At 67.9% G+C, this 1,585-nt stretch carries 3 protein-coding genes; all 3 read left to right on the plus strand.

The window, feature by feature from the left end:
- On the plus strand, window positions 1-441 hold a 441-nt coding region (locus C2142_RS37170), incomplete at its 5' end, for a CRISPR-associated protein Cas4 (protein WP_241003052.1).
- Complete coding sequence (gene cas1b / locus C2142_RS37175; RefSeq protein WP_148647157.1) at window positions 441-1,421, plus strand: type I-B CRISPR-associated endonuclease Cas1b; 981 nt, start codon at window positions 441-443, stop codon at window positions 1,419-1,421. The genes C2142_RS37170 and cas1b, both read left to right, overlap by 1 nt.
- 6 nt (window positions 1,422-1,427) lie before the next feature.
- Window positions 1,428-1,585, plus strand: a 158-nt coding sequence (locus C2142_RS37180; RefSeq protein WP_148647259.1) for a CRISPR-associated endonuclease Cas2, incomplete at its 3' end; no start/stop codon positions are given.

The following is a 1,585-nucleotide window of genomic DNA, read 5'->3' on the forward strand; positions in this document are numbered from 1 at the left end:
GCCCACGCCAGGCTCTACATGCGCGGCTACCGGCCCGAAGCCGGCAGCGACCTCGTCGCCTTCGGCGAGGTCGTCAACGAGACCACCTTCGGCCGCCGCCGCGACGTCGACCTCGGCGAAGCCCGCATCGACTGGGTCACCACCGGCGCCGTCATCCACGAAACCAAGTCCTCCCGCAGCCCGTCCCCTGCCCACGACGCCCAGGTCCGCCACTACTGCCTCCTCCTCGAACGCCGAGGCGTCAACGTGCGCGGCGGCATCGTCCACTACCCCCTCATCCGCCGCACCACCGACGTCCCCTGGAACGACCAAGCACGAGACGAAGCCGAGACCGCCGAGGACGAAGCCCGCGCCGTGATCGCCCAGGCCGCACCCCCCGACCGCCAGACCCGCGCCGCCTGCCGCGGCTGCTCCTACCTTGACTACTGCTGGGGAACCTGATGCCCGCCGCCGGCCGCACCTACTGGCTCACCGAACCCTGCCGCATCCGCCGCGAAGACAACAGCATCCGCATCGAACGCCCCGACGGCAGCCCCGTCCGCATCCCCATCACCGACATCCGCGACCTCGTCACCTTCGACCACGTCGACCTCAACACCTCCGCGATGTCCCTCCTCAGCCGCCACGGCGTCACCGTCCACGTCCTTGACCACTACGGCAACCACGCCGGACACTTCGCACCCGCCGAAGCCATGTCCTCCGCCACCGTCGTCCGCCGACAAGTCGAAATCACCGCCGACCCCCACCAACGACTCCCGATCGCCCGCACCCTCCTCCTCGCCACCGCCGAGAACCTCCGCTGGGCCCTCGACACCGACCTCCTCGATCCCGCCCTCGAAACCCTGCGCACGAACCTCCCCGACTGCTACGACACCGACGAACTCATGGGTCAGGAAGGAAACTTCCGCCGCACCGCCTGGGCCGTCCTCGACACCCGTCTCCCCGCCTGGCTCCGCCTCAACGGACGCGCCCGCCGGCCCCCCAGCAACGCCGGCAACGCCTTCATCAGCTACCTCAACGCTCTCGTCTACGCCCGAGTCCTCACCGCCCTGCGTAGCACCCCGCTCCACCCCGCGATCGGCTTCCTCCACACCGACACCGATCGCCGCCGCAACACCCTCGCCCTCGACCTCGCCGAGCCCTTCAAACCCCTCTTCGCCGAACGCCTCCTGCGTCGGGCCGCCAGCCAGAAGCACTTCAAGCCCAGCGACTTCGAGACAGAGGTCGGCCGCGCCTCCCTCAGCACGGACGGCCGCAAGAAGATCGCCGCCCTCGTCCGCGACGAACTCGCCACCACCGTCTACCATCGCACCCTCAAGCGCCAAGTCAGCTACGAAGAACTCATCCACCTCGAAGCACTCAAAATCGTCCGCCTGTGCCTGGAGAACACCCCCTATAAACCCTTCAGGCCCTGGTGGTGACCGCCCATGTTCGTCATCCTGGTCTACGACACCGCTGCAGAACGGAACCCGAAAGTCCTGAGGACCTGCCGCAAATACCTCCACTGGACACAACGCAGCGTGTTCCAAGGCGAACTCACCGCTGCCCAATACCGCGCCCTCACCACCGCGCTCAACACAGTCAT

Origin of the sequence: Streptomyces sp. CB01881 (assembly GCF_002953255.1) — a bacterium.
GTDB lineage: Bacteria > Actinomycetota > Actinomycetes > Streptomycetales > Streptomycetaceae > Kitasatospora.

Coding starts and splice junctions, on each gene's coding strand:
- cas1b (WP_148647157.1), top strand. CDS start 441: ATGCCCGCCGCCGGCCGCACCTACTGGCTCACCGAACCCTGCCGCATC.